The sequence below is a fragment of the Aeromonas sp. 97A genome (assembly GCF_051919185.1).
Taxonomy (GTDB): domain Bacteria; phylum Pseudomonadota; class Gammaproteobacteria; order Enterobacterales; family Aeromonadaceae; genus Aeromonas; species Aeromonas veronii.
Map to the genome: position 1 here is coordinate 157,414 of NZ_JBQBFF010000001.1, position 25,905 is coordinate 183,318.

At 59.2% G+C, this 25,905-nt stretch carries 22 protein-coding genes and 2 tRNA genes; 14 read left to right on the forward strand and 10 right to left on the reverse strand.

What is annotated here, in order from left to right:
• Nucleotides 1–283 precede the first annotated feature (283 nt).
• Nucleotides 284–3,721 carry an ATP-binding protein gene (locus ACTG27_RS00765; protein WP_439978918.1) on the reverse strand — a complete coding sequence of 1,146 codons (3,438 nt, stop codon included), beginning with the start codon at nt 3,719–3,721 and terminating at the stop codon, nt 284–286.
• Between the two features lie 249 nt (nt 3,722–3,970).
• Between ACTG27_RS00765 and ACTG27_RS00770 the strand changes: the two genes are divergently transcribed.
• Nucleotides 3,971–4,046 (forward strand) — tRNA-Gly (locus ACTG27_RS00770).
• A gap of 57 nt (nt 4,047–4,103) precedes the next feature.
• A tRNA-Cys gene (locus ACTG27_RS00775) sits at nt 4,104–4,177 on the forward strand.
• A 59-nt stretch (nt 4,178–4,236) separates the two neighbouring features.
• On the opposite strand, the gene ACTG27_RS00780 is transcribed toward ACTG27_RS00775, so the two are convergent.
• Nucleotides 4,237–4,530: a hypothetical protein gene (locus ACTG27_RS00780; RefSeq protein WP_005347702.1), complete on the reverse strand. Its 294-nt coding sequence runs from the start codon at nt 4,528–4,530 to the stop codon at nt 4,237–4,239.
• Between the two features lie 213 nt (nt 4,531–4,743).
• Here ACTG27_RS00780 and ACTG27_RS00785 point away from each other — a divergent pair, with 213 nt between their 5' ends.
• From ACTG27_RS00785 to ACTG27_RS00825, 9 genes are all read left to right on the forward strand, one after another.
• The gene (locus ACTG27_RS00785; RefSeq protein ID WP_005334863.1) at nt 4,744–4,944 is read left to right on the forward strand and encodes a YbfA family protein; all 201 of its coding nucleotides are present in this window, start codon (nt 4,744–4,746) and stop codon (nt 4,942–4,944) included.
• 437 nt (nt 4,945–5,381) lie between these two features.
• Nucleotides 5,382–5,645 carry a BufA1 family periplasmic bufferin-type metallophore gene (locus tag ACTG27_RS00790; protein WP_005334862.1) on the forward strand — a complete coding sequence of 88 codons (264 nt, stop codon included), beginning with the start codon at nt 5,382–5,384 and terminating at the stop codon, nt 5,643–5,645.
• Between the two features lie 72 nt (nt 5,646–5,717).
• Nucleotides 5,718–6,566, forward strand: a complete 849-nt coding sequence (gene bufB / locus ACTG27_RS00795; protein WP_368150243.1) for an MNIO family bufferin maturase — start codon at nt 5,718–5,720, stop codon at nt 6,564–6,566.
• Complete coding sequence (locus tag ACTG27_RS00800) at nt 6,559–7,311, forward strand: HvfC/BufC family peptide modification chaperone (RefSeq protein WP_368150245.1); 753 nt, start codon at nt 6,559–6,561, stop codon at nt 7,309–7,311. The genes bufB and ACTG27_RS00800 overlap by 8 nt, the downstream gene beginning before the upstream one ends.
• A complete protein-coding gene (locus ACTG27_RS00805) occupies nt 7,308–7,751 on the forward strand; it encodes a DoxX family protein (protein ID WP_335874763.1) in 444 nt (147 codons plus the stop codon). The genes ACTG27_RS00800 and ACTG27_RS00805 overlap by 4 nt, the downstream gene beginning before the upstream one ends.
• Nucleotides 7,752–7,849: 98 nt before the next feature.
• Nucleotides 7,850–8,332 carry a GNAT family N-acetyltransferase gene (locus ACTG27_RS00810; RefSeq protein WP_335874762.1) on the forward strand — a complete coding sequence of 161 codons (483 nt, stop codon included), beginning with the start codon at nt 7,850–7,852 and terminating at the stop codon, nt 8,330–8,332.
• 179 nt (nt 8,333–8,511) lie between these two features.
• Nucleotides 8,512–9,807 carry a methyl-accepting chemotaxis protein gene (locus ACTG27_RS00815; protein ID WP_159157370.1) on the forward strand — a complete coding sequence of 432 codons (1,296 nt, stop codon included), beginning with the start codon at nt 8,512–8,514 and terminating at the stop codon, nt 9,805–9,807.
• A gap of 161 nt (nt 9,808–9,968) precedes the next feature.
• On the forward strand, nt 9,969–10,523 hold the full coding sequence (locus ACTG27_RS00820) for a DUF3332 domain-containing protein (RefSeq protein WP_005334841.1): 555 nt from the start codon (nt 9,969–9,971) through the stop codon (nt 10,521–10,523).
• An 87-nt stretch (nt 10,524–10,610) separates the two neighbouring features.
• Nucleotides 10,611–11,984 (forward strand): HD-GYP domain-containing protein, encoded by a 1,374-nt coding sequence (locus ACTG27_RS00825; protein ID WP_058055706.1) that lies wholly within the window; start codon nt 10,611–10,613, stop codon nt 11,982–11,984.
• Between the two features lie 77 nt (nt 11,985–12,061).
• Here ACTG27_RS00825 and ACTG27_RS00830 read toward each other — a convergent pair whose 3' ends face one another.
• The 6 genes from ACTG27_RS00830 to ACTG27_RS00855 all read right to left on the reverse strand — a co-directional run bounded on the left by ACTG27_RS00830 (nt 12,062) and on the right by ACTG27_RS00855 (nt 17,912).
• Nucleotides 12,062–13,120, reverse strand: coding sequence for an FUSC family protein (locus tag ACTG27_RS00830; protein ID WP_043822423.1), 1,059 nt, complete (start codon nt 13,118–13,120; stop codon nt 12,062–12,064).
• A gap of 62 nt (nt 13,121–13,182) precedes the next feature.
• A complete protein-coding gene (locus ACTG27_RS00835; protein ID WP_421266635.1) occupies nt 13,183–14,961 on the reverse strand; it encodes a bifunctional molybdopterin-guanine dinucleotide biosynthesis adaptor protein MobB/molybdopterin molybdotransferase MoeA in 1,779 nt (592 codons plus the stop codon).
• Nucleotides 14,958–15,602, reverse strand: a complete 645-nt coding sequence (gene mobA / locus ACTG27_RS00840; protein ID WP_330125034.1) for a molybdenum cofactor guanylyltransferase MobA — start codon at nt 15,600–15,602, stop codon at nt 14,958–14,960. The genes ACTG27_RS00835 and mobA overlap by 4 nt, the downstream gene beginning before the upstream one ends.
• Nucleotides 15,574–16,269, reverse strand: coding sequence for an energy-coupling factor ABC transporter ATP-binding protein (locus ACTG27_RS00845; RefSeq protein WP_439978919.1), 696 nt, complete (start codon nt 16,267–16,269; stop codon nt 15,574–15,576). The genes mobA and ACTG27_RS00845 overlap by 29 nt, the downstream gene beginning before the upstream one ends.
• 34 nt (nt 16,270–16,303) lie before the next feature.
• Nucleotides 16,304–17,005 (reverse strand): ABC transporter permease, encoded by a 702-nt coding sequence (locus tag ACTG27_RS00850; protein WP_139708743.1) that lies wholly within the window; start codon nt 17,003–17,005, stop codon nt 16,304–16,306.
• A gap of 64 nt (nt 17,006–17,069) precedes the next feature.
• The gene (locus ACTG27_RS00855) at nt 17,070–17,912 is read right to left on the reverse strand and encodes a substrate-binding domain-containing protein (RefSeq protein ID WP_164536320.1); all 843 of its coding nucleotides are present in this window, start codon (nt 17,910–17,912) and stop codon (nt 17,070–17,072) included.
• Nucleotides 17,913–18,166: 254 nt separating this feature from the next.
• Between ACTG27_RS00855 and ACTG27_RS00860 the strand changes: the two genes are divergently transcribed.
• Both ACTG27_RS00860 and ACTG27_RS00865 read left to right on the forward strand, forming a co-directional pair.
• Complete coding sequence (locus tag ACTG27_RS00860) at nt 18,167–19,522, forward strand: sigma-54-dependent transcriptional regulator (RefSeq protein WP_019446240.1); 1,356 nt, start codon at nt 18,167–18,169, stop codon at nt 19,520–19,522.
• Nucleotides 19,523–19,547: 25 nt separating this feature from the next.
• Nucleotides 19,548–21,662: a sensor histidine kinase gene (locus ACTG27_RS00865; protein WP_439978920.1), complete on the forward strand. Its 2,115-nt coding sequence runs from the start codon at nt 19,548–19,550 to the stop codon at nt 21,660–21,662.
• A 395-nt stretch (nt 21,663–22,057) separates the two neighbouring features.
• Here the strand turns inward: ACTG27_RS00865 and ACTG27_RS00870 are convergent, their stop codons facing one another.
• Nucleotides 22,058–22,924, reverse strand: coding sequence for a helix-turn-helix transcriptional regulator (locus ACTG27_RS00870; RefSeq protein WP_199415422.1), 867 nt, complete (start codon nt 22,922–22,924; stop codon nt 22,058–22,060).
• 89 nt (nt 22,925–23,013) lie between these two features.
• Complete coding sequence (locus ACTG27_RS00875) at nt 23,014–23,871, reverse strand: formate dehydrogenase accessory sulfurtransferase FdhD (RefSeq protein WP_439978921.1); 858 nt, start codon at nt 23,869–23,871, stop codon at nt 23,014–23,016.
• 184 nt (nt 23,872–24,055) lie between these two features.
• Between ACTG27_RS00875 and ACTG27_RS00880 the strand changes: the two genes are divergently transcribed.
• Nucleotides 24,056–25,780, forward strand: coding sequence for a hypothetical protein (locus ACTG27_RS00880; protein WP_439978922.1), 1,725 nt, complete (start codon nt 24,056–24,058; stop codon nt 25,778–25,780).
• Nucleotides 25,781–25,905 lie beyond the last annotated feature (125 nt).

Genomic DNA, 25,905 nt, shown 5'->3' on the forward strand with positions numbered 1-25,905 from the left:
GCCCTAAGCAAACCAGAATTAACAGGAAAACAACAACTATTGATTTCGTTGTTTTCGTAAAAATTGACGGTGTTACGTCAATTTCGTCAAAATGATTTTTTATCTGTTTAGAATCATTGGTTTGCGTTATTTGCTTTCGCGTAAAAAGTGGCTGTGAAAATGGCGTATATGACAAATTTGTGAATTGGATCTGCTCTCGGTTTCGGGGTTGTGCGGGGCTTTGTTTTGCATAAAAAGAAACCAGATTGCCAATTGTGATCCGGCGCCCGTTTAAGGCGCCGTGTCACGGTTTGCGGTTGGCGAGTTGACGCAGGGTCTGGGCGCTGTGCTGCAACTGCTGGCGCTGGTGGTCATTGAGCGGGCAGTGGCCCAGCACATACTCGGTGGTGGCCACCACCGTCTTCCAGCGTGGCGACTTGGGCAGGGTGTCCAGACTCAGGTATTTGTCGAGGGTACGGGTCTGCGGGCTGGATCTGTCCATATAGACCCGCCACAGCTTGCTCTTCTCTGCCAGCACGATTTTGCCCTTGCCGGTCCCCTGTTGCCAGGCATCCAGGGTGAGCTGCATGGTCTCTACCAGCGCACGGCGCAGCGGCTCGTCATCCTGCTGGCGAATGAGGTCGTCGGCCAGCGAACGGAACTCGCCACCCAGGCGGCTCAGCTCGCCCAGTAGCTGTTCATCTTCGATGATGGCTTGCCGCGAGAGGTTCTTGAGGGCGTTCTCCAGCGCCATTACCCGGTTCTCATCCTGACGCAGCTCGGTACTCAGGGTGAGGGCGAAAGCGGCCTGTCCCCCTAGCGTGATGGGCAGGGCACGGGCGTTGAGCACATCTTTTTGACCGGCCACCAGAAACTCCAGATTATGTTCCCGCTCGCTGGCAAGGTCGGGCCACTGCTGTTGCAGCGGGGTGGCGAGCCACTCATTGAGGGGCTGCCCCTCCATGGCTTCCGGCTCCTGACCCAGCAGGCGTGCCATCACCCGGGAAGCAAACAGCACAGTGCCCTGCTCGTCGATAAAGAGCATGGGGTCGGCCCCTTCGCCGAGCAGGGCCAGCAGGCGCTGCTGATCCTGATGCAGCCGATCCTGCAGGGTGAGGCGATGTTCGATCTCCTGCTTCAAGAGCCGGTTTTCCACCAGTGAGGCGCGTCCGGCCTTGGCCTCGAGCAGTGCCTTGACCCGGGCAAACAGCTCTTCCTTGCAGAAGGGTTTGACCAGATAGTCGTTGGCACCGGCCCCGAAGCCCTCCTCGATATCCTTGGGCTGGTTGAGGGCGGTGAGCAGCAGCACCGGCAGCATATCTTTCGGGTGCTGCTGGCGCAGGCGACGGCAGACGTCAAAACCGGAAAGGGTCGGCATCATCACATCGAGCAGGATGAGGTCCACCTGCTCCTCGGCCAGCTTGGCCAGCGCATCGTGGCCGTCACTGCTGGGCAGGATGCGGTAGCCGCAGGGCTGCAGCAGATGGCGCAGGATGTGCAGGTTGATGGGCTCGTCATCCACCACCAGAATGAGCGGCGCATCCTCGGGGGGAGGGGGCAGATCGCCGCTCTCCCAGTCCGGCAGGATCAGCGGTTGCTGGCGCACCAGCTGATGCTCGATCTGGCGGCTGTCGAGAGTCAGATTGGCCGCTTTGCCGGTGGCAAGGGGCAGGGTAAAGGCGAAGGTAGAGCCAACGCTCGGTTCGCTCTCGACAAACAGCTCGCCCCCCATCAGGTGCACCAGCTGGCGGGTGATGGAGAGGCCAAGGCCGGCTCCCTGCTTGCTTACCTCCGGGCTCATCTGCACCAGCGGCTCGAAGATATGTTCCAGATGGTCGGGGGCGATGCCGATGCCGGTATCCGTGACCTTGATGCGCAGGAAGTTGTTCTCAACGATGGCACTGAGCACCACCTTGCCCTGCGGCGTGTACTTGATGGCGTTACCCACCAGGTTGTAGAGCACCTGTTCGAGCCGCTGCTCGTCGGCCAGCACCGGCGGCAGTTCGGTCGGGCTGATATCCACCAGAGTGAGGGGTTTGGCCTGCACCAGATGCTGGCAGAGATCCAGCACCAGCCGGATAACCCCTTTTGATGAGACGGGTTGTGAGTGGATCTCCAGCTGGCCGTAGCGCATCTGATGGTAGTCCAGCAGATCATCCACCAGACGGGCCAGGCCGTCGGCGCTCTTGATGATGAGGCCGAGCTGTTTTTGCTGCCCTTCGGTCAAATCCTGCTGGCTGGCGAGCATCGACTCGGCCATCCCCTTGATGCCGTGAATGGGGGTACGCAGCTCGTGGGAGGTGTTGGCCAGCAGTTCATCCTTGAGCTTGTCCGCCTGCTGCAGACTGAGGTTCTGCTTGTGGGTCAGCTTGACCTGCTGTTGCAGCTCCTGGGTCTGCTGCTCGATGAGCTCGATCTTGTCCTTCACCGAGCGCTGCATATGGCGAAACGCCTCGGCCAGCCGGTCGATATCATCGCCGGTGCGCTCGATGGCGATGGGGTGATCCAGCGCGCCGTCGGCCACCTGCTCGGCTGCTTCGGTGAGAGAGCGCAGCGGCGCCGTGATGGAGTGGGAGAGCCAGCGGGAGAAGAGGATCAGCAGCAGCACCGAGCCTGCACCCAGCACAATCACCAGAGTTTCCAGCTGGCGGATGGGGGCATAGGCTTCCCGAGTGGAGATCTCGGCGATAAAGGCCCACTCGGTATCGAACACCTTCACCTGGGTGTAGGCGGCCAGCACCTCGTCATCCTGATAGGAGTGGAACAGCCCGACCCCCTGCTCGCCGGAGAGCGTCTTGGTGATGAGGGGCGTTTGCAGTGGACGGAAGTTGGGGCTGAAGCTGTTCTCGACGCTGAACTCCGGAGCCAGCCAGGCATCGGCGCGCATCCGCTTGTCAGGGCCGATCAGGATGGTCTCGCCGGTCTCGCCCAGCCCCTCCCGCTCCGCCATGATCTGGTTGAGCTTGTCCGGCAGCAGCTCGAAAATCACCACCCCGCGCACATAGTCGTACTGCATCACGGGGGCCGCCATGTAGGCAACCACCTGCCCGGTCAGCTCGTTGCGGCCAAAATCGGTGAATTCGAAGATCTGCTGCGGCTTCTGGCCGCCATCAAGGCGGCGTTTGATCTTGGCAAAGGTCTGGCCCAAGCCACTGCCCTGATAAGGTCCGGAGAGCAGATTGGTGGCAAAGTTAGGGTGCTTGGTGACCGAATAGACCACATCACCGTTAAGGTCCACCAGAAAGATGTCGCTGTAGTTGGACTTGCGCACCATGTCGGCATAGCCGCGATGAAAACGCTGGTGTACCCGGCCATACATCTCGTCGGCGAGGATAAGCGCCGTGATGGAGGGTTCGATCTCCACCTGACTGTCCGGTTTGCGCAGTTGATCCCAGGAGCCGGGCAGATAGCGGGCCTGAGCACGGCTGCGGGCCTCCTGCGGTGTGGTGCCCAGCTTCTCGAAGGCGCCGGTAAAGCCATAGAAACGGCCGATACTGTTGCCGGCGAAATCCTGCTGGGAGAAGTTGATGATCTGCTCTTTGAGGTTGTTGAAGTAATCCTCGAGCTGACTCTTCTTGATATTACGGACGGAGACCAGATGGTTGGAGGTCTGGGTGGTGAGATCCTTGCCGTGGCTGTATAGGAAGAAGAGGGTGATGACCAAAAAGGGCACCATGCCCAACATGAAAAAAGCCAGCATTAACTGCGGCCTGAGCCCACGAAGCGTGAAGATCCATTTCATCTTGTGATTTTCAATTGAGAATCCGGTTATTAAGCCGCTCAAGTCTCGAACGAAAGCGTAATCATTTCAACGACTTTATCCCAAATTCGCTTGGTGGGTCACAGCTGGCTGGAGAAAAATGCAGCAAGGCGTTTAAACCCTGAGCAAACAGTCTGCATCAGGGCTTAAATTGCGAAAAAGGGGTTGTGCTAGCGCTCGTGGTACGTATAATGCGCCTCGTTGTCAGGCAACTGGCACGAAAGCAGTAACGCGGGAATAGCTCAGTTGGTAGAGCACGACCTTGCCAAGGTCGGGGTCGCGAGTTCGAGTCTCGTTTCCCGCTCCAATTTTCCATCACACCAACGATGGAACTCACTTTCAAGACAATCAGTCTTGTCAGCATGGCGCGTTAGCAAAGCGGTTATGCAGCGGATTGCAAATCCGTTTAGTCCGGTTCGACTCCGGAACGTGCCTCCATCTTCTCTCTCTTCTCTCTCTTTTCCCTGATTTATCACTCTTCGAGCCGTGAAGCTTGGTCAGTATCCTTGCTGCACCAGTAACTGTTCGCAGCCAGCCTGTTTCCACTCGCGCTCGAGATAGTGGCTCACATCCGCCATGTTTTGCCCCCGATATTGAAACTGCACCTCGGCACTGTGCTGGTTGAGATCCGCAATCCGTTGCTTCAGTGTGCCGCATTGCCACAGGCTGACGGTGGGCACGCCCCGTTCGGCCAGCACGATGGCATCTTCCCGATTCAGTTGCCACTCCTCCAGTTGTGCCCGTGTCAGGGCAACCATCAGCACCAGCAGTGCCACTTCCGGCAGTTTCATGCGTGTCTCCCTACTGCATGTTTTTCCCCTGATAACTGTGGCAAAGCGCACGATTTTCGCAAGTTTGTTAACTGTTGGTTAATGACGTAACCCGTTTTCAGTATTTCCCGTTTTTCACCATTTTTTTATAAAAAAAATGCGTTGGTGATGTAGTAATCCTACATGGAGTGGGGTAATCTTTGCTCAGTGGTCTTACCAGTAAGGAGTTACATCATGTTTCATCCCTTTTCCCTGACTCAGATTATTCTTCGTCGCATTTATGTATTGCTGGTGGGCATTCTGGCTTTCCCCGTGATGCTGTTTCGCAGCGATCGTGCCCGCTTCTACAGCTATCTGCACCGGATCTGGAATAAAACCAGCACCAAACCGGTGTGGCTCAAAATGAGCGAGCGTGGCGAGCGGATCTTCTACTAAACCCCATTCGCACCATGTGCAAAAAGAGACAGCCAAAGCTGTCTCTTTTTTTATCTGCTTGCCGCAACTCCTGGCTCCCAACCCCCCCCCCCCGCTTGTTGATTTCTTGTTTCTTGCAAGTTGCATCCAGCCCTGCCTGTTGGCGGGGCTTTTTTATGTCTGACGCATCTCTTTTGATGGAAGCAGTGAAGAAGATTAACGGGGTGAAAGCACCATATGGCACTTTTCTCGCTCATTAATGGGTGGTCGGCAATAAATTTTTAATGAAGAAATTGCTGTTTTAAATCAATGTCTTGTTTGTTTCGCTTTGGGTTGTTTAACTCTTTTTTGTGTTTTTTTGAAAGGGAATATCACATTTGCCGGTTCTATTGCAGGTACCCGGTTGCGACAAATCGGGGATATCAGCAACATCCAACGACATCAAAAGGAACATGAACATGAATGTTAAAAAAAGCACTGCTATCGCCTCCGCCATGACCGGTCTGCTGGCGCTGGGCGCCCAATTTATCGCGGCGCCAGCCATGGCTGCCGATGAAAAGGAGAAGTGCTACGGCGTGGTCAAGGCCAGCAAGAATGACTGTGCGACCAAGAGCAGCTCCTGCGCCGGTACTGCCAAGGAAGATGCTCAGGGTGATGCCTTTGTGGTGATGCCCAAAGGGCTGTGCGAGAAGCTGGTCGGCGGTTCGCTGCAACCCAAGTAAGAGACATCGGGCAGGGGATGGCCAATGGGTCGCCCCCTGCATCTTCTCTGGTTGGCGAAAGCGAGTCTTGCGATGAACCCTTTGATTGGTATCGGATTACGCACTCCCCATTACGACGAGATCCGGCAAACCCTGCCGGCAGTCGGTTGGCTGGAGGTGCATAGTGAAAATTACTTCGAACGGCACAGTCACGGTTTTCAGGTGCTCGCCGAACTGGCGCAGCACTACCCCGTCAGTCTTCACGGCGTTGGCATGTCCCTCGGTTCTGCCGACCCGCTCGATCCGCACCATCTGCAGCAGTTGTCGACACTGGCCGCGGCGATCAAACCGGTACGGATCTCCGAACATCTCAGCTGGGGCAGCATTGGTGGGCGTTACTTCAACGATCTGCTGCCGGTGCCCTATACCCGCGCCTCCCTGCGCAACATGAGCGACAAGATCCAGCAGGTACAACAGACCCTGGGTTGCCGCATGTTGATTGAAAATCCCTCCTCCTATCTGCAACTGCCCGGGGAGATGAGCGAGTGGGAATTTCTGGCCGAGCTGCAGCAGCGCAGCGAGTGCGGCATCCTGCTCGACCTCAACAATCTCTATGTCAGTGCCTTCAATCACGGTTTCTCTTGCGATGAGTATCTGGCGGCGATCGATCTCGCCACCGTCGGGGAGATCCATCTGGCCGGTTATACCGAGAAGCAGCTGCCGGAAGGCTCCCTCTATATCGACACCCACAGCGCCCCTGTGGTGGCACCGGTCTGGGAACTCTATCGCCAGATCTGCCGCAAGCAGGCCATTCCCACCCTGATTGAGTGGGACCTCGAGATCCCGCCGCTGCCGGTCTTGCTGGCAGAGGCGGCGCAGGCCAGTGCCATTCTGGATGAGGCGCGCGCCATGAGTGCGCCACGGGAGGTGGCCTATGGCTGAGCTGGCACAGCTGCAACAGCACTTTGCCGATGGTCTGCTGGGGGCGCCTGACGCCATTGCCCCTCACATCAGCTCCCGGCTCTTTTCTGCCGAATCTGTGCTGCAGGTCTATCGCAACCACTTCATCCTGAGCCTTGGCGAGGTGCTGGCGAGCAGTTATCCCGCCGTCAAGGCCATGGTCGGGGATGACTTTTTTGCAGCGGCTGCCCGTGGCTTCGTATTGGCCGAGCCGCTCAGGGAAGGGAGCGTCATGCACTATGGCGCCGGATTTGGCCAATGGTTGGCCCGCTTGCCAACTACAACCGGACTGCCCTGGCTGGAGGCGCTGGCTCAGTTCGAATGGCAGCTTGAGCGTGCCAGTTTGCTGCCGCTGGAATCACGCTGCTGGCCAGCCGAGCGTCTGGCCGCATTATCGCCGCAACAATGGGAGCGGCTGCGACTCTTGCCAGCCACGGATCTGCTGCTGGTTGCCAGCGATTATCCGGTGCTGGCCCTGTGGCAGATGGCGCTGCACTGTGGTGAAGCGGTGGAGGTGCTTGATGACCCCGTCTGGTTGGCATTGAAGAAACAGCCGGATTGCCGGGTTGCCCCCTTGCCCCTGACGGCGGGTGAGTGGGCGCTGCTACAGGGTTGTCTCGCTGGTACGGCGCTGGTCGATCTGCTGGCGGCCGACCCTGCGGCCAGTGAACATCTCACTCGCCTGATAACCCTTGGTCTGCTGGTGGATATGGAGGTAATGCCATGATGGCAAACAAATGGCTGGCGCTGGCCAGATCGAGTGGTGATTTGCCGCGCTGGAGCCGCGCTTGTGTGCTGTTGCTGGCGCGGCTTTGGGTCGCCTCGGTTTTTTTCACTTCAGGCTGGCTCAAGCTGACGGCGTGGGATTCCACCCTCTATCTGTTTGAATCTGAGTATCAGGTGCCCCTGCTGCCCTGGTTGTGGGCTGCCTATCTGGGTACGATGACCGAGCTGCTGTTGCCGCTCTTCCTGCTGGCGGGGCTTTTTACTCGCCCGGCCGCCTTGCTGCTGTTTGGCTTCAATATCATGGCGGTGATCTCCTACCCGACCCTCTGGGCGGGCGGCTTTTACGATCACCAGCTGTGGGGCTGGATGCTGCTGACCCTGACCATCTGGGGCGGCGGTGTGCTGAGCCTGGATTATTGGCTGACTCGTCGCAGCCATTGATTTATCAGTGATTTCCCCAATGACAAAGAGCGCCACAAGGCGCTCTTTGTCATAATGACGGCCGGCGAAAATTCCCATGAGAGAAAAAGGAGCAGCCAATGATCATTCGTCAGGCAAGGGCCGCAGATATTCTCGCACTGGTGGCGCTGCGCATGGAGCTGTTTTGTGAGGTCGGTGAGCTGGTGACGCCGCAGGCAGACCCGGCCTTGTGGCAGGCCACCCTTGACTATTTCACCCGGGCGATGAGTGAAGAGAGTGCTTTATCCTGGCTGGCTGAGGCCGATACGCAGGAGGGCTGCAAACAGATCGTGGCAGCAGGGACGCTGGCATTGTTTGAACGGCCACCCTATCCCGGCAATCTGGCGGGGATGGAGGGGTATCTGCTCAATATGTATACGCGGCCACAATGGCGCCAGCAGGGGATCGCCACGGCGCTGCTCGATGCCATTACAGCCTTCGCCAGATCGCGTCAGCTGGGCAAGGTGTGGCTCCATGCCAGCGAGCAGGGGCGTCCTCTCTATGAGCGGATCGGCTTTGTCGCCAATCCGGCCTATCTGGAGTGGCAACCGGTGGTGGAATAAGGGTTGCAGCTCTGCATGAGTGACGTTTGGTCGGTGAATTTGATTTACAGCAATAAATATGGCGTCAGATGGGATCGCGGCAACGCCGCCAACTATGCTGATGGAGCACGCCACCATTATCTTATTGATCCACTGCGTGGTTTGGCCATGGTGGGTGCCAGTCTGGAGGATACGTTTCGATGTTCAATAGCAAACTGAAAGCCGAGTTGCAGCAGTGCCAGGATCAACTTCTGGAACAGCAGGGATTTTTTGACGCAGTGCACGGCAGCGTGGCGACCATCACCTTTACGCCGGATGGCACTGTGCTGGCCGCCAATGATCTCTTTCTCAACGTGGTGGGCTTCAGTGCGCCCGAGGTTATCGGCCAGCATCACCGTATCTTTTGCGACAAGCTCTATGCCCAGAGCAGCGACTATCAGCAGTTTTGGGCGGACCTGAAGCAGGGGCGCTCCCGTACCGGGGTGTTCCAGCGCTTCAACAAACGGGGCGAGGCGATCTGGCTGGAAGCGACCTATTTTCCGGTCAAGTTGCGGGGCGTGGTGACCAAGGTGATCAAGATCGCGGCCGATATTACCGAGCACCACCTGCAACTGCTCAGCCAGCAGGCGGTGGTGACGGCGCTGGATCGGTCGCTGGCGGTCATCGAGTTCACCCCCGGCGGGGAGGTGATTGCTGCCAATGGCAATTTCCTCCATACCATGGGCTATACCCTGGCTCAGGTGCAGGGCAAGCATCACCGTATCTTCTGCGACGATCAGTTCTATCGAGACCAGCCTCACTTCTGGGATGAGCTGGGCCGTGGTCAGTTCAAGTCCGGTCTCTTCTGTCGTCAGAACAGTCACGGTAGCAAGGTGTGGCTGGAGGCGACCTACAACCCGATCCTTGATGAGCATCGCAAGGTGGTGAAGGTGATCAAGTTCGCTAGCGACATCACCGAGCGGATCAACAAGAGCGATGCGGTGCGGGAAGCGGCCATGTTGGCCCACGATGCGGCGCGGGAGACCCTGAACTGCGCCGAGCGTGGCGCGGGTCTGCTCTCCTCGGTGGTCGATACCTCCAGCCTAATTGCCAGCCAGTTGACTCACAGCATCGGTCTTATCAATCAGCTCAACGAGCAGTCGCGCAGTATCGAGGCGATCGTCTCCACCATCAGCAGCATTGCCGATCAGACCAACCTGCTGGCCCTCAACGCGGCCATCGAAGCAGCCCGGGCCGGGGATCAGGGGCGTGGCTTTGCGGTGGTGGCTGACGAGGTTCGCCAGCTGGCGGCACGCACCTCGCTCTCTACCGACGAGATTGCCAAGGTGGTGCAGAACAACCGTGAACTGACCGCCAAGGTAACCGCCGAGATGTCTGATGTGGCGGGCAGTGCCGAGCTGGGCAAGCAGCAGGTAGGCGAGGTCAACGAGGTGATGAGCGAGATCCGCCGGGAGGCGAACAACGTCTCCAGCACCGTCTCTGATCTGGCAATCTGAACCCCCTGACTTCCTGTCATGCCGGGGCATTGACTCATATTTGAGCAGTCAGTGCCCCAATCTGAACCCCTCCTGTATCGTCCCGCCATTGTGAATTGTCCTCTTCTGGCCCCTTGATTAGGCTTGCCGCCTCATTTATTTCAGAGCAGGAACAGAACACGATGGCATTACAACAGAAGGGGCGGGCAATGGCCCTGCTGGTTATGGTCGCGAGCATGGGGCTGGGCGGCTGTATGGGGCAGATGGGGCTTTCCGGCATGGTCACCAAGGGCAACCTGAGCGTGGTGGATAACCGCTACGCTCGTGCCGGGGTCTTTATGCTGCTCTCCCCTGTCTACGGTTTGGCCGCGACCGCTGACCTGTTCGTCTTCAATACCATCGAGTTCTGGTCTGGCAAGAACCCCATCACCGGCAAATCTCCGGCTGTGGTGGACATGAAGGCCAATCCGGTGATCAAGGTGAACCAGCATCTGGATCCGGCCCTCAAGAAGGTGCCGCTGGCCATGCTGCCACAAGGGGTGCGCGAGGTGGAGATCAGCTACCCGGACGAGCATACCGCCCAGATGGAGGTGCACTATCTGGATGGCCGCCGCAGCATGATGCGTGGCGAGAAGCGTGGCGAGTTGATGGATATCTACTTCGATGGCCGCTTTGTATCTACCCTGAGCCGCGCAGAGCTGGAAGAGCGGGCTAATCAGGGCAAGGCTGCTGCCTAAATTCAACTGAATCCAGATCGATCCAGCTTCAGATGGGGTATACCTAATCTGCTGGCAAAATCGCCATGATGTCTAAGGGAGTAGACTATGACGGTGAATGGATTGCGATTGGCGGAGTTGATTGGTTCCCTCAGTCATGCGCTCGATATGACTGAGGGGCAACCAAGAGGACACTGCATTCGCTGCTGCTGGATAGGTTCCCGTCTGGGGGAGCGGCTGGGACTGGACGCCCGGCTGCGCCATGATCTCTACTACACGCTCCTGCTTAAAGATCTTGGGTGCAGCAGCAATGCCGCCCGCATCTGCGAGCTTTATCTCACCGACGATCTTCACTTCAAACGCGATTTCAAACTGGTGGATGGCTCCCTCTCCGAGGTAGTCAACTTTGTGCTGGGCCACACCGGCTTGCAGGCGGATCTGCTGGGACGTTTTCGCAGCCTGTTTCATATCTTTCGCAACGGCGACCAGATTGCCAACGAACTGATCCAGACCCGCTGTCATCGGGGGGCGGATATCGCTCGCCAGCTCCGTTTCAGTGACGAGGTGGCCGATGGCATCCTCTCTCTCGATGAGCACTGGAATGGCAAAGGTCGGCCCCTGCAACTGGCTGGCGAGGCGATCCCGCTCTTCTCCCGCATTGCCCTGCTCTGTCAGGTGGTGGATGTTTTTCACGCGGCCGCAGGTCCGGATGCGGCGTTCAAGGAGCTGCGCGAGCGCAGCGGCAGCTGGTTTGATCCGGCGCTGGTTCGCGAATTTGAAGCGCTGGCCGACGAGGCGTTCTGGCAAGGACTGGCCGATCCCCGACTGACCGAGTGGGTGCTGGTCCACCCGGCCGGGCAAGGGGAGGTGGCGCTGGATGAAGATTATCTGGACGAAATCGCGGCGGCCTTCGGGCAGGTGGTGGACTCCAAAAGTCCCTACACCGCCGGTCACAGCGGCAGGGTGGCGCTCTATACCGATATTCTTGCCACCCAGATGGGGTTGTCCGAGTCGCGTCGACGCTGGCTCAAGCGGGGCGCCCTGCTCCATGATGTGGGCAAGCTCGGGGTGAGCAACGCCATTCTCGACAAGCCGGGCAAGCTCGATGCGCAGGAGTGGGCGGCGGTGCAGATGCATGCCGCCTACACCGAGGAGATCCTGAGCCGCATCGGCGCCTTCGAGGAGCTGGCGCAAGTGGCGGGCGCCCACCATGAGCGGCTCGATGGCAAGGGCTACCCCAAGGGGCTGAAAGGGGACGAGATTACCCTTGAGACGCGCATCATCACCACAGCCGACATCTTCGATGCCATCACCGCCAAGCGCCCCTATCGCGGCGCCATCCCAGTGCCGCAGGCGCTGGAGATGATGGCGGAGAATCTGGGCACAGCCATCGACCCCGACTGTTTTGCCGCCCTGCAGGCGGGTATTCAGGATTTCTCCCTCTACCTCACCACCGAGCAGCCGCTGGCCAATGCCAGTTAAGATTTGCAGCCTTCATGGCCCAAACGGCCAGTCAGACAGCAAAACGCCCCGCCACTGCGGGGCGTTTTGCATTGGGTCTAGTCCGGCTGCTTGCGATGGGGCGGGGTGAGGATCAGCCCCAGCAGGCGGCGCAGGTGGGTGAGCTGCTCGGTCAGCTGCACGTTGAGCCAGAGGTAGCCATTGATGGCGGCCTCTGCGTTGGGCGGGAGCGATACCTGGGTCGCCACCTCGTGCAGGCGGGCGATGGCGGCATCCGCGCCACGCCCGTCGCCGGTTTGCATCATCAGAGCAAGCTGGTTGATCGCCTCCTCGGTGGCCAGATGGCAGGCTTGCAGCGCAGCCGTGCTCTGCATCAGGAAGTGGCTCTCCCGATCGTTCCAGTAGGTGTTGGCCAGCATCTCAAGAGTGCAGAGGGTGTTGCGCATGGTGACCTGCACCGCATCAAACAGGGCGATGCTGTGGCGTGTCTCCTTGGCCGCAGGGGCCAGCAGGGCCCGCAGTTTGCCGGTCTGTGCCAGCAACTGGGAGAGATTGTGCTTGAGGCGCGGGCGCTCCAGCACATTGGGGGAGAGGTGGGTGTGATAGAGCCGCCCCGACTGCTGCAGGATCTGGTGCAGTTGCAGCCGCCAGTGGCTGTAGGCCCGCTGGGGATAGATGCTGCAAAAGAGCAGCGCAAGCAGGGAGCCCAGTATCACGTCGGCACTGCGCCACAGCGCCGTCTCTATGTCCCCCGGCATGGCCCCCATGGTGACCCCCAGCGTGATACCGATCAGCAGCCCCACATAGGGGCGCTTGCCGAGGGCCAGATAGCCGCAGAGGAACATGATACACCCACACCAGATCAGGGTAAGCGGTAGCGAGTAGATCTCGAGATAGAGCGCTACCACCCCGCAACTGGCACCGAAGATGGTACCCACCACCCGCTGCAGGGCGCGGGAGAGCACATTGCCCCAGAACGAGATGGGGCCCATCACCACCACCAAGGTTATCAGCGGCCAGGTGCTCTCCGGCAGTTTCAGCTCGCGGGTCAGCAGAAAGGTGAGCATAAAGGCGAGCGCAATGCGCAGGCCATGGACGATCCGGTAGCGGCCATAGACCAGCAGATCGAGTCGGGAGAGGGGGGCATCAAGACGCACGGTCTGCCTCCTGTCAGGTGGGGGACGGGGCGCCGTGCATCCGGCCGACGCCCCGTCGGGATTCAGGCCAGTCGTCCCTGCAGGGGGTGGATCCAGACCCGCTCGCCAACGGCGATCCCGGGTTGGTCCGGTACGATTTCGATCAGGCAGTTGGCATCGGCCATGGAGCTGAGAATGCCGGAGCCCTGTGGCCCTGTGGTGCGCACCCTCAGCTGGCCGTTACGGTCCTGATGGAAGATGCCGCGAAGAAATTCGGTGCGCCCCGGACGGCTCTTCATCTTCTCGTCCGCCAGTGCCGAGAGGCGCAGCGGCTGCCACCGCTTGCCTTGCAAGCGGGCGATGGCGGGCTCGACAAATTGCAACACGCAGATCATCGCTGCCACCGGATTGCCCGGCAGCCCGAAGAAGGGGGTCTGCCCCAGCTTGCCAAAGGCGAGCGGGCGGCCCGGCCGCATCTGGATGCGCCAGAAATCGATCTGGCCCAGCTCCGCCAGCACCAGCTTGATAAAGTCGGCATTGCCCACCGAGACCCCACCCGAACTCAGCACCAGGTCGGCACTGGCGGCGGCCTGCTCCAGCTGCTGGCGCAGAATGGTCTTGTCATCGGGAATGATGCCAAGGTCCATCACCTCGCAACCGGCGGCGCGGATAAGGGCCATCAGGGTGAAGCGGTTGCTGTCGAAGATGTGGCCGGGGGCGAGCTGCTCGCCCGGCGCTTGCACTTCGTCACCGGTACTGAACAGCGCCACTTTCAGCGGGGTGCGCACGCAGAGCGATGCCTGACCGAGTGATGCCGCCAGCCCCAGCTGGGGGGCACCCAGCCAGGTACCGGCCGGGATGGCGACCGCGCCCTTGGCGAGGTCTTCGCCGGCGAGGCGCACATTCTGCCCAGCGCGGATTGGGGCGGTGACCGTGACCCACTCACCTTCAATCAGCGTCTCTTCACGCATCACCACAGTATCTACCCCGGGGGGCAGCGGGGCACCGGTCATGATCTGCACCGCCTGACCGGCCAGCACAGGCTCGTGGCGCTGCTGGCCCGCCAGCACTTCCCCCACCAGTTGCCAGCGACCGGCGGCGAGATCGTCGCTGCGAAGGCCGATGCCATCCATCGCCGAGTTGGCATGGGGGGGCACATTGATGGGGCTTATCAGATCGGCGGCCAGCACGGCGCCGTGGCACTGGGCCAGCGGTTTATCGATGCAGGCGTTGCTCGGGGTGAGGGCCGCCAGAATGGCATTGCGGGCCGCCTCGACCGAGAGAAAGCCCTTGCCCGCCTCAGGCTCCTTGCTCTGGCAGCCGTCAAGCCAGCGGCAGACGAAGTCGGCAATGGCCGCCAGATCGTTGATATCGAGGCGGGGCAGGCTTGTCTGCTGTTGTTCGCCACTCTGTTGGTGCTGATCGCTGGCCAGCGCGATGATGTCGCTGTCTTCGGGGAAGAGCAGCGGCTTGCCAATCTCGGCGCGGTGCAGCTCGATTTTCGGGAAGTGCTCGTGCTTGAACCCCTCGACCAAGAGCAGATCGAGCTCTGTCTGATCGAAGCTGGCCAGCAGCTGGCGAAAATCGGCTTCGGCCAGTTCCGTTTCGCCGTGCGTTGTTTCAGTAATGCGAGCATGACGACGGCGGGAGGCAACTATCATCTGCTGGGCACCCGCCTTGCGCAGGCGGTAGCTGTCCTTGCCCGGTTGGTCGATATCAAAGTCGTGGTGGGCGTGCTTGAGCACCCCGATGCGCAGACCGCGATCCACCAGCAGGGGGATCAACTGCTCCAGCAAGGTGGTCTTGCCGGTGCCGCTCCAGGCGGCGAAGCCGAGCAGGGGAAGGGTGGGGGCCGGGGTCATGAGGTGACTCCTTGTTGGGGGTCGATAGCCGTGGCGAGCAGACGGGCCTCGTAGGCGGCCAGCTCGGCAGGGCTATTGAGATTGATAAAGGCATCCGGCTGATCGGCAAAGCTCACCACCACCATATTATGGCGGGCAAACCAGATATCGATTTTGCGCTCACCCTCTGCCAGTGCGGCGGTGAGGGAGGGGAGCAGGGATTTGTGCAGCAGGGCCACCACGGGTTGCAGCCAGTCGCCGTCGTGGGCCACTACCAGCTGGGTATCCGGGGTCAGGGCGGCGCGAAAGCGGCTCATCAGATCCAGCGGCAGGGCGGGGCCATCGCAGGGGACAAACAGCACCCAGTCGTGACGGGCGGCAGCAAGACCTGCCTGCATGCCCGCCAGCGGACCGAGATAGTCGTTGTTGTCATCGCAGATGACCGGGGCCAGCGCCTGATAGCGGGCCTGACTGCGGTTGGCGTTGATCAATACCTCATCTACCTGGGGGCGCAGGCGCGCCAAAACATGGTCGATAAGAGGGCGTCCCGCCAGTGCTACCCATCCCTTGTCTTCGCCCCCCATCCGGGTGGCGCGGCCTCCTGCCAGGATCACTGCTGATACGGCAACGGGATCAGAGTGGCTGTCGCTTTTTGAAGTCATGTCGCTCGATGATTTTTAAAGGGGTCGTCTCTTGCAGCTGGCCACGGGCGAGGGTCCATTGCCGCTCGCACAGGTCGGTCAGGGCGTTGTGCTGGTGACTGATCACCACCAGGCCGCTGCCATGTTCCCGCAGATCTTGCGCCAATGAGGCCATCAGGGCAACCGAATGTGTATCCAGATTGGCGGTGGGCTCATCCATCAGCAGAAAGGCCGGTTGCAGTGCCCAGGCACGGGCCATCGCCAGCCGTTGCCGTTCGCCACCCGAGAGGATGCTGATGTGCTCCCGCGCCAACCCCTCCAGCTCGACCCGGCGCAGCGCCTCGAACACCCGGATCTCGCTGCCGAGCTGTTTATCGAGCGCCCAGGCCACGTTGTCGTGCACCGTGCGATCGAACAGATAGGGGGTCTGGTGCAGATAGGTAACCCGGCCCGGCCCCAGATCCCGCTTGAGCAACCGGTTGAGCCGCTGTTGCCAGCGCCCCGGCAGATTGGTGTGGCCGCGGGTGGGGGTCAGCAGCCCCGCCAGGATCTTGAGCAAGGTGGTCTTGCCCACCCCGTTGGCTCCGTGCAGCCAGATGGCATCCCCCGGTGCGATGGCGAGCCGGTCAATCTCGAACAGCTGGCGCTCGCCAAAGCGCATCGTTAGCTGGTGGGCGGTCAGGGCCATGGGGTACTCCTGTTGATACACAGTGGGGGCATGGTCAGTTCTTCAGATAGCTGTGGCCGCGACAGGCCGTCAGCAACAGGTTGAGCAAGAGGGCGAGGGTGAGCAGCACTATGCCGAGCGCCACCCCTTGGGTGAAGGCCCCTTTCTGGGTCTCCAGCGCGATGGCGGTGGGGATATTGCGGGTGAAGTGCAGGATGTTGCCCCCCACCATCATGGAGCAGCCCACCTCGGTGACGATGCGGCTGAAGGCGCCGATGATGGCGGCCAGCAGGCCAAAGCGGCACTCGTGCATCAGGCCGATCAGCGCCTTGGGCCAGGAGACCCCCAGGGTCAGGGCGGTCTCCCAGGCACGCCGGTCGCTCTGGACAAACGCCGCGTGGGCCATGGTGGCGATCACCGGAAAGGCGATCAGCATCTGCCCCACCACCATCGCCTGCTGGGTAAAGAGCAGCTTCCAGTCGCCAAAGGGGCCGGCCCGCGACAGCAGCATATAGAGCAAGAGGCCAATCACCACGGTCGGCACCGATTGCAGGGTATTGATGCAGGAGAGCCAGAACCAGCGGCCGGGCAGCGGCAGATAGGCCAGGGCAAAGCCCAGCAGCAAGGCGGGCAGCAGCACCAGCAGCAGGGCGATGCAGGAGACGGAGAAGGAGACCCCCACCACCTGCCACAGTTCAGTGTCACCACTGAACAGCAGGGCGAGGGCAGCCAATGTCGTGTCGATCAATGTCGGCATCAGGCGCCTCCCTCAGCGAACCGGGGGAGGGTCAGCAAGGTCATCGCAGGGGTCAGGGTTGCCATTATTTCCCGTTGGCATCCGCTACAAACAGCGCCTGACCCGCCACCTTGAAGTCACCGATCAGCTTCTGGCCATGCTCGGAGACCAGCCAGTTTTTCAGGGTGCGGGCCCCTTCGGTGTTGAGATCCGGGTAGCGCTTGGGGTTGACCAGGATCACCTGATAGGGGTTGAACAGGCGCTTGTCACCCTCCAGCAGTACGGCGAGATCCAGCTTGCTCTGGTAGGCGAGCCAGGTGCCGCGGTCCGTCAGGGTGTAGGCACCCAGCTCCGAGGCCATGGTCAAGGTCGGGCCCATCCCCTGGCCGATGGATTTGTAACCGGCAAACTCGGGTTTAACGTCAGCGGCTTGCCACAGGGTCTTCTCCTTGATGTGGGTACCGGACTCGTCACCGCGGGAGATAAAGGTCTGGCCCTGCTCCTTGATGGCTTGCAGCCCCTTGGCCGCGTCGTGCAGTTTGCCGAGACCCGCCGGATCTTTGGCCGGGCCGACGATGACGAAGTCGTTGTACATCAGGTGTACCGGCTCGATGCCAAAGCCCGCATCGACGAACTTCTTCTCGGCAGAGGGGGCGTGGGTCATCACCAGATCCGCGTCGCCGTTCTCGCCCATCTTCAGGCTCTGGCCGGTACCAGCCGCCATTACCTGCACCGGATAACCAGTCTCCTTGGTGAACTGGGGCAGCAGCCAGCCCAGCAGACCGGACTGCTCGGTGCTGGTGGTGGTGGCGAGGCGGATCGGCGCTTTTGTGGCATTAGTATCCGCTTCGGCGTGGGCCGCACCGGCGATCAGCAGGCTGGTGGCGAGGGAGAGGGCAAAACGTTTGAGGCTGGTTTTTATCGTCATCGTGATGCAACTTTTTCAGGGTGGCTGAGGAGAGGGCAAGAGTAAGCAAGCAGGGTGCCAAACCGTTCCTTTGCCGCTGCATTCACGGTTTGCCGTTTAAAAACAGAAGCTTATTAGAATCAATTAGGTGAGCTTGTTATCGCTTTTAATAATTGGTGTTGGTGCTTTTGATACGGTAAGGACAAAATGTCCCACTAAGGTTCCGGTTATCGGGACATTCACCGACCGTACGTGCATCCGAGGTACTTTTTTCCATGACACTCCCTCCCAGCCGCTGGTCTGCCCTCTCCCTGCTTATCGTTGACGATGAGCCCGGCATGCGCAGCTTTCTGGCCAAGGCGCTGGCCAAGCGTTTTGCCCAGATTGAGACTGCCGCCAGTGTGGAGGAGGCGGAAGCCCTGCGCTGCCGCCTTCACTTTGACCTTATCATCGCCGACATCCGGCTGCCGGGGCGCTCCGGTATCGAGTGGCACGAAGCCATCGACCCGGCCACCCGCCGCAGCGACATCATCTTCATGACCGGTTTTGGCGATATGGAGACCGCCCTCAAGGCGCTGCGCCTCGGCGCCAGCGACTTTATCCTCAAGCCCTTCAACCTCGATCAGATGGTGCAGGCGGTGGACAGAGTCATCGAGCGCCGCCAGATGGAGCGGGAGAACCTGCTGCTGCGCCGGGAGGTGAGCAAGCTGTTCCCGCCCACCCTGATTGGCGACAGTGCCAAGACCCGCGAGCTCAAGACGCTCATCGCCAGAGTAGCCCCCTCCAATGCCGCCGTATTGGTGGAGGGGGAGTCCGGCACCGGCAAGGAGTTGGTGGCTCGCGCCCTGCATCAACTCTCCGGCCGTATGGGGGCCTTTGTGCCCCTCAACTGTGCCTCCATCGCGCCGGAGCTGCTGGAAAGCGAGCTGTTCGGCCATGTGCAGGGGGCCTTTACCGGCGCCCGCAAGGGGCGTGACGGCCTGTTCCGGGTCGCCCATCAGGGCACCCTGTTTCTCGACGAGATCGGCGAAATGCCGCTAGCCATGCAGGCTTCCCTGTTGCGGGCGCTGGAGCAGAAGGCCATCCGCCCGGTGGGGGCTGAGCGTGAATTGGCGGTGGATGTGCGCATCGTCGCCGCCACCAACCGCAACCTCAAGGCCGAGGTGGAGGCGGGCCGCTTTCGCGAGGATCTCTTCTATCGCCTCAACGTGGTGGCGCTGCCGGTGGCCCCGTTGCGCGAACGCATCGACGATATCCCCGCGCTGGTGCACCACTTTACCCGCCAGCTCACCGCCGAGATGGGGATGGGCTCCTTGAGCTGGACCCACGAGGATGTGGTGGCGATGCAGGCTTACCCCTGGCCCGGCAACGTGCGGGAGCTGCGCAACCTCATCGAGCGCTGCCTGCTGCTGGGCAAGCCCCCGGCGGATTACTGGCAGAGCAGCAAGCCGGCCGAACCGGGGGCGAGCGAGGAGGGTTATCCGCTGGCGTGGCCGCTGGCGGAGGTGGAGAAGGCTCACATCCTACAGGTGGTGGCGAGCCATGATGGCAACAAGTCGGCCGCCTCCCGGGTGCTCGGGGTGGCGCGCAAGACGCTGGATCGCAAATTCAAGGAGTGGGCCATCGAATGAGGAAGGCTGACTGGATGGGGTGGCGATGAAACTGACCCTGCTCTCCCGCTGCATGCGCGCCCTGTTGCCCCGTTGCTTGCGCACCAAAGTGCGCTGGCGCCTGCTGCTGCTCACCTCGGTACCCATCATGCTCACCCTGGTGGGCATGATCGCGCTCACCCTCTACTGGACCCTCACCTACAGCTGGCAGAACCTGCTCACCACGGTGCGCAGCGATCTCGGGGTGGCCCACCACGCCATCACGGTGCAGCAGCAGCGCCAGACCGAGCATCTGGAGCATCTGCGCGATGCCTGGGCCTTTCAGCTGCGGCTGCGGGAATCGCCGGATCAGCTGCATGACTGGGTGATGCCGCTGGCGGCCAACTATGGTCTCGATTTTCTGCGCTTGCGCCGTGGCCCCGAGCTGGATCAACTGACGGCGCAGGAGCGCGCCGCCCTTACGGCCGGGCGCAGCGTCAGTCACTTTGTGGTCTGGTCGCAGCAGGAGATGCTCGCCCTCTCCCCGCAACTGGCCAAGCGGGCTGTGTTGTGGCAACGGGATGGCACCAGGGTGGTGGAGGACCGGGGGCTGATCAGCCTCTCGCTGACCCCTGTGATGGGCCGCGACGGTTCCCTTTGGGCCGTGCTGGAGGGGGGCGAGCTTGTCAATGGCAGCACCCGGCTGGTGGATGAGCTCAAGGGGCAGGTGTTTGCCAAAAATACCCTGCCGGATGGCAGCGTCGGCACCGTTACCCTGTTTCTCGACGATCTGCGGGTGAGCACCAATGTGCCGGTCAGCAGCAGCCGTCAGGTGGGCCGGGCGGTGGGCACCCGGGTCTCGCCGCCGGTGCGCGATCAGGTACTGGGGCGGGGGGAGATGTGGGTTGACCGCGCCTTTGTCCACGACGCCTGGTATGTCTCGGGTTACGAGCCGCTGCTGGGAGCCAGGGGCGAGCGGCTCGGCATGCTCTATGTCGGCTTTCTCGAGTGGCCCATTATCCGCACCTACCTCACCAATCTGGTGGAGCTGGGCTCCGGTGTGGTGCTGCTGTTGCTGCTCTCCGGCCTGCTGGTCTATCGCGGCGCGCGGGATCTCTTCTCCCCCATCGAGCGGATGCACAAGGTGGTGCGGCAGGTGCAGGCCGGGGAGTCGGCTCGCATCGGCCCGCTGGCCCTCGACCCCGACCACGAGCTGGCCCAGCTCGGTCGCCAGTTCGACGCCATGTTGGACAGGCAAGAAGCGCATCAGCAGCAGATGGCCCGCAGCGCCGATGAGCTGGAGCAGAAGGTGGCCGAGCGCACCCAAAGCCTCGAGCTCAAGACTGCCGAGCTGGAAGATCATATCCATATGCTGACCGAGGCGCGCCAGCAGCTGCTGATCAGCGAGAAGCTGGCGGCCCTTGGCGAGCTTTCGGCCGGTGTGGCCCACGAGATCAACAACCCGCTGGCGGTGATCCTCGGCAATGTGGAGCTGATGAAGCTGGAGCTGGGGGAGGCGGCCGAGCCGGTCAGCGAGGAGCTGGCGCTGGTGCTGGCCCAGATCGAGCGCATTCGTGCCATCACCCGCAGCCTGCTGCAATATTCGCGCCCCGGCGACTACGAGACGGCGCCGGTGTGGCAGCACCTTAACCCCATCATCGAGGAGAGCCTGACCCTGGTGCGCTCCGCTCTGCGCCAGCAGCAGGTGGAGCTGGTGGCCGATCTCAGGGCCCAGCAGCCCATTGAGGCAGATCGCCAGCAGCTGTTGCAGGTGTTGATCAACCTCTTGGTCAACGCCAGCCACGCGCTGGGGGAGCAGGGGGAGATCCGGGTCGAGAGCCGCGACTGGGTCGATGAACTGGGTCAGCTGCGCGGTGCCGAGGTGCGGGTCATCGACAACGGCAGCGGTATCGAGGCGGCCATTATCGACAAGATCTTCGACCCCTTCTTCACCACCCGCGCCACCGGCACCGGGCTGGGGCTGGCCCTGAGCCACCGCATCATCAGCCGCTGGGGGGGGGAGCTCTTGGTGGACTCTACCCCGGGGCAGGGGAGCTGCTTTACCGTGCGGCTGCGCAGCCACGCCCTGCTGCCAAGTGGCGGCGAGCCCGCCCAGCTGGAAGGGTGGCGCATTGCCCTCAATGCCGAAGGGCGTGAAAGCGGCGGCGAGCGCAGTCAGTAACTCTTCACCTTCGTGCAACTGCAAAGATCCCCGAGCAAGCTTTGGGGATTTTTTTATGGCGGCTTGGGCTGTTTTGCCGGATCGGAGGGGATTGTTGCAGGGCTGTCTGGGCCGACCTCGCCACCCTGTATGGGGCAAAACAGTCGGTATAAATAAAATTTATGGGTTTTGCCAAAATGACCCGATTTTAACTTATGCCGATCGCTGACCCGTTCTGAGCGCCTGTTACAGGTGGATGGAGGCCGCCAGCGCACTCCCTCCGATCTGGGGGGAAGGTGATGAAGAGGCGTAGTGGCACAAGCGTCAGGTAAGGCAGGCAAACTGTCTCGCTGGCCGGGCAGCCAGCGAGGCGGGAATTACGGGAGAGGGGGAAGGGTTAGGTCGTGCCGGGCCACTTATTGCGGGCTCCACACCAGCTTGCCGCTCTGGCTCAGGTCATAACCGCCGAGGCGGGCCGCCAGCTCGCGCCCCTCGGGGGATTGCAGCCAACCGATCAGCTGTTGCAGCAGGGTGCGAAAGAAGACCCCCTGCGGCATCACCAGATCGAAGCACTCCTGCGACAAGGGCATAAAGCCGAGGCCAAACTCGGTGGCGGTGCTCTGGGCGCCGGGCCCGACATCCGCATCGCCGCGGCTGATGGCGGCGGCCAGCTCCCGCTCGCTGTTGACCTCGAGGGTGCGCTCCAACCGGGTCAGCGACTCCCCCTGGGTTTGCAGCCACTCCTGCAGGGCGCGCTGGCTGCCAGCGCCTTCCTGACGCATGGCCCAGCGCCAGTCGAGCGCCTCTTTCGCCTCCTTGGGTTGCAGCCCCTGGCGCAGCACCAGTCCCTGCACCCGGCGAAAGCCATGAACGATCACCCATTGCCGGTGGCCCTGATACTGCTGCACCAGCGCCGGATGGCGCAGGTGCGCCTCCTCGGCCTGCCCCCAGTGGATGGCGCACAGATCCACATGGCCGCGCGCCAGCATCGCCAGCCCCTGACGGGTGCCGCACGGGGTGTAGCCCACCAGTGCCTGGGTGCCGAGCTGCTGGGCCAAGCGGCTGCTGGCGTAGTGGAGCAGCACGTCGTCGGATCCCGCCAGCAGCAGCCGGTCGTTCATCACCCCCTCGTGGCAACTGCCGAGCAGCCAGCGGTCGAGCAGGGATCGCGGAAACAGCCACTTGCCGGTCGCCTTGGTGGCGGGGATGCGCGCCTCGTTGGCGAGCTGGTAGACCTTCTTCTCGTTGAGATCGAGGTATTCCGCAACCTGCTTCACGTTCATAAACTCGTTCATGGCTTACGTTTGACCCTCTGGCTGGCGTGGTCGAGATACAGAGCGATCTGTTCGGCACTCATAAACTCGTTCATGGCTTAGTCCCGCATCCCGCGACCGGCTGAACCTGGCGCCAGCACCGGCGGCTTCTCGTCCAGCACCATATGGTCGTGGCCGCTGAAGACCTCGAAGTGGCGCCCCTTGGCGCGGGCAATCATGGTGATGCCGAGCTGGCGGGCGAGATCCAGCCCCATCTGGGTGACGCCGGAGCGCGACAGCAGCACCGGAATGCCCATCTGCGCCACCTTGATCACCATCTCCGAGGTGAGTCGCCCGGTGGTGTAGAAGATCTTGTCGTGGCCACTCTCGCCGCGCATCCAGAGCTCGCCCGCCAGGGTATCCACCGCATTGTGGCGCCCCACATCCTCGACAAAGGAGAGGATTTCGCTGCCGCGACAGATGGCGCAGCCATGGACGGCACCGGCCATCTTGTAGGTTTCGTTATGGGCCGACAACGCCTTGAGCAGGGCGTAGAGGGTGCTCTGTTTCAGCTCGGGCGCCGCCAAGACTACCCCTTCGAGCTTCTTCATCACGCTGCCATACATGGTGCCCTGACCGCAGCCGGAGGTGACCGTCTTCTTCTCCAGCGACTTGTCGAGATCGGCGGCCTGCTGACTGCTCACCACGGCGGCGGCCTCGCTCTCCCAGTCGACGATCACCGACTCGATGGCCGAGATATCCTCGATAAAGCCCTGATTTTTCAGATAACCCAGCACCAGCGCCTCGGGGCGGGCCCCCAGCGTCATCAGGGTGACGATCTCCTTCCAGTTGAGGTAGACCGTCAGTGGCCGCTCACAGGCGATTTGGCGGGTTTGCAGCGTGCCCTGCTCATCCATCACCTCGACGGCCATGGTGAGCTGGGCTGCTGCATTGCTTTTGATAAAGGTCGGTGTCATGGGCCCCTCGCGACCGGTTGCCGGGATCTAAGGGGAGGGATACAGCAAGTTTTGTTCCAGATATATAGGGATGTAATCATGGGTGAAAAGGTTGGGTAGTGAGGTGTGTCTGCATGATATCTAGATAATTAGAGGGAAATAATGTTATTTTTAAGTTGTCAACAACATTGCCATCGGAGATGAAATGTTTCAGATTTCAACAGGTAAGTTTTTTTCAGATGAAAAGAAAATGTTCCATGATGAGAAGTTTGTTTTTTACTCTAATGTGAAATCTTTCTTTGATATATCTATTGATTTACCAAAGCTAAAGGTTGAACAAATCGAATCTGGATCTGTAAGTTGTTATGTAGTCAGTTATCAGTTAATAACGGAAGAGCATCCTGTAGTAATAAAGTGTGGGGAGCAGGATTTTATTCAACAGTTTATTTTGATTTGGGCGTTTTTCTTTGACTGTATAGCAAAAACAGATAAGTCTCTTGTGCATAAAATATGTAGAGAGAAGAAAGTATCGAGTTATGACCAGCCGGCTGCTAGAGAAATATCTCCAAAAACAGTTCAGCTAGGGCGCTCACTTGAAGAGCATGAGATTGAAAGTTTCATTTCCTTTGTTAATGAGCTTGTGTCAACTAAACGGAATACGTATAAATCAATCATTGCCTCACTTAAAATAATAGATGATGCAAAAGAAACGTTATCTACTAATTTTGATCTTGCATATTCCACGTTGGTTTATTCAATAGAGTCTTTATCGCAGAAGCATGATGGCTACATTCCTGTCTGGGATGACTACCATGAGGATGTAAAAAGTAAAATTGAAGTCGCTTGTGAAGGCCTTGCTGAAAAAACAATCCATTCTATTAAAATGGCATTGATTGAAGGTAAGCAGTTTAAGCTAAGAAAAAGATTTGAAAAATTCATTTTAGATAACTTGCCAATATCATATTATCGAGTATATCTTGGCGAAAATATAAATACCATGCGCGCATCTTACATTCAGCGATGCATGAATAATCTTTATCAACTTCGTTCTTCATTTGTGCATGAGCTAAAGCCTTTAGATGTAATGCTTAGTTCTCCACATTCTCCCGAAAGTGATTATATAATTCGATTTGGTGAACCATATTTTACTTATTCTGGCTTGAATCGCCTCATTCGAGGGGTTATATGCTCATTTGTAAAGAGAAGGGTTGATCATGAGAAAGAAGAAATAATTTGGCTGAATGAAACCAGTAGTGTTATATATGCGGAGGTGGCACCAGAGCATTGGATTTTTATACATGATGGTTTTAGTGGTATATCTGTCAATAAATATTTTTCAGCATATATAACCATGCTAAATAAAAAAGCGGTGGTTGATCAATCTGCTGTCATGCAAAAAATAACAAGTATTTTTGATGGTGAGAGAAGTATATCCAATAAAAAAGCAATGATTCATTACTACTGGTTGTATAATTCTTTGCATAATAATAATGCCGACATATGGCAAAGCTTTATAAATACAAAGCGACCATTTCTAGGCGAGTGCATACATTTTTATATAGTTATATTGTATTTGAATCACAGTTTGTCGTATTCTATAGGCAATGATCCTATTGAGATAAAAACAATAGATCTAGATGAGTTTGACTCTGTATATGAAAGTTACTTGAAACAGAGATTTCATAAAGGAGGGTTGTCTTTGCCAGCATTTACTGAAGCGGTTCTTCTTTCTGCCGCAGCTAATATAGCCCTTGGTTTACAGGATATTGAAAGATTTAATACTTATTTGAATTTCGCGTTATCAGAAATTAGTAGTGAGAAAGAGACTTATGATATTATTGAAAGCTCACTTTCTGATTTCATTCAAGTTGATATTAATAAATTACTTTCAATCAATCAGCTTTCTCAAGATGTTGATTATTCAATATGACTTAGTTTTGCTTATCGTGAAAATGGTAACGTTGAGCACAGCAAAGTGTTGCTTGTACTGCTAGAAAATTATCAAGGCAATAATCGGATAATCTGGAGTTATTCGATTATTGCCATCCCTCTTGA